We start from the raw sequence: 4,336 nt of genomic DNA, 5'->3' as shown, positions 1-4,336 counted from the left end.
CCCTCGGCATTCCTGCCCCCTCCCCATCCAGGCAAGGCATCGCCCGGGCCCGGGGAGTGTCGGGTGGCGTGGACTCGCCCCGTCACGGGACGGCCCGACGTGTTACGAGCATCCGCATGGCGATCTCCACCCTCCCTGAACGTCCGCGTGCAGTCCTCGTCGGTGTCCAGCTTCCGGGCGTCTCTGACGAAGAGCACGCCGCGGACTTCGCGGAGCTGCGCCGGCTGGTGCACACGCTGGGGTACGACTCGGTGGCGACCGTGTCCCAGAAGCGGGAGCGGCTGGCCACGGGCACGGTGCTGGGGACGGGCAAGCTCAAGGAGCTGGCCGCCCTCACCGGAGGCACGGGCGTGATTGCGTCCGGGGCGCAGGACCGGACGACGAAGGCCCGCGAGAAGTGGGAGGCCGCCGCCAACACGGAGCCCGACCCCGAGGACGAGGTCGTCGAAGAGGACGCCGACGACGTGGAGCCGGAGGAGGCCGCATTGCCTCCGCCCTCGGAGGAGGACGACAAGGCGGAGCCCCGGCCCACCGTGGTGGTCGTGGACCACGAGCTGTCCCCGGGCCAGTTGCGCAACCTGGAGAAGGCCACCGGGGCGACGGTGCTGGACCGCGCGGGCGTGATTGTCGACATCTTCCACCGGCACGCGAAGAGCCACGAAGCGCGGATGCAGGTGGAGATCGCCCGGCTCAACTACCTGGCCCCCCGGCTGCGGGAGTCCTCCGGAGGCCGCGAGCGGCAACAGGGCCGTGGCTCGGGTGACTCGGCGGTGGAGCTGGACCGCCGCAAGATTCGCGACCGGCTGGCGGAGCTGCGCGAGGGACTGGCGGCCATCCAGAAGGACCAGGACCACCGCCGCTACGCGCGAAGGGACCAGTTGCGGGTGGCGCTCGTCGGCTACACGAACGCGGGCAAGTCCTCGCTGATGCGCGCGTTGACGGGCAGCACGGTGCTGGTCGCGGACCAGCTCTTCGCGACGCTCGACACCACGGTGCGCGCGATGCAGCCGGAGACCCGTCCGCGCATCCTCGTCTCCGACACGGTGGGCTTCATCCAGAAGCTGCCGCACGACCTGGTCGCGTCCTTCCGCTCCACGCTGGACGAGGCGCTGGAAGCGTCGCTGCTGCTCTACGTGGTGGATGCGTCGGACCCCACGTGGGCCGCGCAGTTGGAGGTCACCCGCACGGTGCTCCGGGACATTGGCGCGAACGCCGTGCCGAGCAAGCTGCTCTTCAACAAGGCGGACCGGCTGGACGCGGCGGCCAGGGAAGCGCTGCTGGCGAAGCACCCGGACGCGCTCATGCTCTCCGCGCACCAGCCGGACGACGTGGCGATGCTGCGCAAGAACATCATCGCCTTCTTCGAGTCCTCCATGGTGGAGGCGGACCTGGTGATTCCCTACGCCCGGCAGGGACGCATCAGCGAGGTGTACGAACACACCACGGTGGTGTCCCAGGCCTACGACGAGGTCGGCAGCCGGCTGCGCGTGCGCGGACTGCCGGGGGCCATCGCGAAGCTCACCCAGTCGTTCCAGGAGTGAGCGTCCGCGCCAGGGGGACTGGCGCGGAAGGGGCCGTGCGGCGACTCAGCGGATCACAGGCACTGTCACGGGCTCCTTCTCATCCACGGTGATCTCCGCCTTGCCCACGCGCCAGAGCACGGGCTGGAAGGCAATCTTCAGGGTGCGTCCCTCCGCCGTCTCCAGCAGGGCCGTGCCCTCCTTGGGCAGGTAGTTGCCGACTTCGTACTCCAGCCCCGTGAGGGTGATGCGGTCGGTGCCCGCGGGGCCCGTCAGTTCACCCGGGCCGTCGAAGATGAGCGACGTGCCCCCGATGATGGGCAGGCCCTCGCGCTTGCCCACCTGACTGTTCACGTGGAAGGTGTGGCCCGCGCGGCCCGGCACGTCGCCCTCCACGTCCGCGAACAGGCGCGTCTCGTCGCCGCAGGTGCCGTAGCCCACCTTCGCCTGGAGCGGCTGGCCGTCCACCATCATGCCGCGCAGGTCCGCGTGCATCTCCATCAGGTCCTCGCCGCCCCGGTACTCCAGTTGCGCTTGTCCCTTGAAGGTCAGGCCATGCACCAGACAGCCCGCGTCCGCGAACTTCAGCAGCACCGCGTCCGTGACGTCATCCACCGCGATCACCGTGGCCGACGCGCACGACACCCTGGCGGACAGTCCTTCCACGGCGTGGTTCACGAACGAGCGGCGCGGCTCACCGCACGTGTACACCGGCATGAGGCCCAGCACTTCCAGCGCCCCGCGCACCAGATGGGCCGAGGCTGCGACGCGCTCCACGCGCGCCGTCGCATCGTTGATCTCTCCCTGGGTGGGCGTGTTGTCGCCACAGGCGGTGGCGAGGATGGCAAGGGCGGCGATGCAGGTGGCGCGACGCATGAATGTCTCCAGGGAGGTGTGGGGTTCAGCCGCTTCCCGGCGGCCGACCGTGCCCCAGTCTCTCAGCAACGGCCGTGCCTCCGCTCAACCCCGCGAATCCCCAGGGAAAGGGTAGCCAGGACCCCACCTCGCGTGTGCAGCGCGCTGCGCACTCACGGGCGAGGCCGTCAGGACGTGTCGGTCATGGGGAGGAGGCATGCCGCGTCATCGAGCACTCCCCGATGGAGGGCTCATGAAGCGCATGACCCCGGCCCCCACGTTTCGGCCACAGGCGCGTGGAGTGGACCCGTGCTTCAGGGCTCGGAACCGTCCTCCTCTTCGTGCGGCGCCTCGGTCCCGGCCTCCGCGTCATCCTCCGGAAGCTCCTCATCCACGGGCTCCGGTTCGGAGGTCTCCGCCACGCCCGTGCCCGCCGGGTAGATGACCAGGTGGCGCTTGGGTTCACTGCCCAGGCTCACCGCCTCCAATCGGTTCCGGATGATGAGCGTGTGCTGCACCCGCCGCAACCGGGAAGGGCGGGGCGCCAGCGCGACGGGCTGCCCTTCCGCGAGCACGCGCCGGATGGCGTCCTGCGCATCGGCGACGGCGGCGCGGACCTCCTCCGGATCCACCCCCTCCAGGAGGTTGAGCTCGGAGCGGAGCGCCCGGCGCATCTCCGTGGCGCTGTTGCGCTTGATGATCAGCACGCGCGCCCCTCCCCGTTCAGCGGCCCGACGCAGGCGCGGAGAGTTGGCGCGGCTGCGCGCCGTGAGCACCAGCTCCGCGTTCTCCGGACGGCCCACCACCACGGCCTCCACGGGCAGGTCGCGGAGCACGCGCTCCAGCAGCTCGCGGCTCACCGCGTGCACCGCGATGCGAAGCGGCCCGGCCCGGGGGGCGCCCAGGGCCGGCGTGCCCGGCGGCACGTGCCCACCCGGAGCCGTGGCCTCCACGACCTCGGGCGTCGCCTCCACGAGTACCGTGTCCCCCTGCTGCCGGCGGCGCTCGCCTCCCACCTCCGTGCCCGCGAGCAGCCGGTCCACGGCGGCGCCGGTATCGCGGTGCACGCGCACCTCCTCGCGGTTCACCATCTCCACCACGATGTCGAAGGTGGGCGTCCCCTTGCGCTCGGTCACCGTCTTCTGCGTGCGTCGCCGCCGCGCCTCCTCGTCGCTCAGGGTGACGGTGTGCACGCCGCCCACGAGGTCGGAGAGCGTGGGGTTCAGCACCAGGTTCTCCAGCGTGTTGCCGTGCGCGGTCGCCACCAACTGCACGCCCCGTTCGGCGATGGTGCGCGCGGCGGCGGCCTCCGCGGAGGTGCCAATCTCATCCACCACGATGGCTTCGGGCATGTGGTTCTCCACCGCCTCGATCATCACGTCGTGCTGGCGGTCCGGCCGGCTCACCTGCATGCGCCGCGCACCCCCGATGCCCGGATGCGGGATGTCCCCGTCGCCGCCAATCTCGTTGGACGTGTCCACCACCATCACGCGCTTGCCCAGCGCGTCCGCGAGCACGCGCGCCACCTCGCGCAGCTTCGTCGTCTTGCCCACGCCCGGCCGCCCCAGCAGCAGCAGGTTCTTCCCTGAATCCACCAGGTCGCGAAGCATGTCGATGGTGCCCACGATGGCGCGGCCCACGCGCAGCGTGAGCCCCACCACGCGGCCCTGCCGGTTGCGGATCGCCGACACACGGTGCAGCGTCCGCTCGATGCCGGCGCGGTTGTCCCCGCCCGGCTCCCCCACCCGCGACAGCACCGCCTGCAACGCGTCCGCGTCCACGGCCACGTCGGAGAGGCGCGCCACGCCGCCCACCAGCCGGGCCTCGGGAGGCCGTCCCAGGTCCATCACCACCTCCAACAGCTCCGCTTCCGGCAGGCGCCGCACCGCCTCCTGGAGCGCGGGGGGCAGCACCGCGACCAGTAGGGCGAAGTCGTCCGGAGGGGCAGGGGACTCGGGGGC

3 protein-coding genes are annotated in these 4,336 nt (G+C 71.5%); 1 reads left to right on the top strand and 2 read right to left on the bottom strand.

Annotated elements, in window-relative coordinates; genetic code table 11:
• The first annotated feature begins 116 nt into the window (after window positions 1-116).
• The gene (gene hflX, locus D7V88_RS39330; RefSeq protein ID WP_120545653.1) at window positions 117-1,541 is read left to right on the top strand and encodes a GTPase HflX; all 1,425 of its coding nucleotides are present in this window, start codon (window positions 117-119) and stop codon (window positions 1,539-1,541) included.
• Window positions 1,542-1,586: 45 nt separating this feature from the next.
• On the opposite strand, the gene D7V88_RS39325 is transcribed toward hflX, so the two are convergent.
• Complete coding sequence (locus tag D7V88_RS39325; RefSeq protein WP_120545652.1) at window positions 1,587-2,396, bottom strand: hypothetical protein; 810 nt, start codon at window positions 2,394-2,396, stop codon at window positions 1,587-1,589.
• 293 nt (window positions 2,397-2,689) lie between these two features.
• The coding region (locus D7V88_RS39320) for an AAA ATPase domain-containing protein (protein WP_208726731.1) at window positions 2,690-4,336 on the bottom strand (1,647 nt) is incomplete at its 5' end.

This window comes from Corallococcus terminator (genome assembly GCF_003611635.1).
Classification (GTDB): domain Bacteria; phylum Myxococcota; class Myxococcia; order Myxococcales; family Myxococcaceae; genus Corallococcus; species Corallococcus terminator.
The sequence above is the reverse complement of the archived record's forward strand: the minus strand, read 5'-3'. Positions and strand labels throughout refer to the sequence as shown.

Excerpts from the sequence above, each read along its gene's own strand:
- hflX (WP_120545653.1), top strand. The coding sequence starts at position 117 with ATGGCGATCTCCACCCTCCCTGAACGTCCGCGTGCAGTCCTCGTCGGT.
- D7V88_RS39325 (WP_120545652.1), bottom strand. The coding sequence starts at position 2,396 with ATGCGTCGCGCCACCTGCATCGCCGCCCTTGCCATCCTCGCCACCGCC.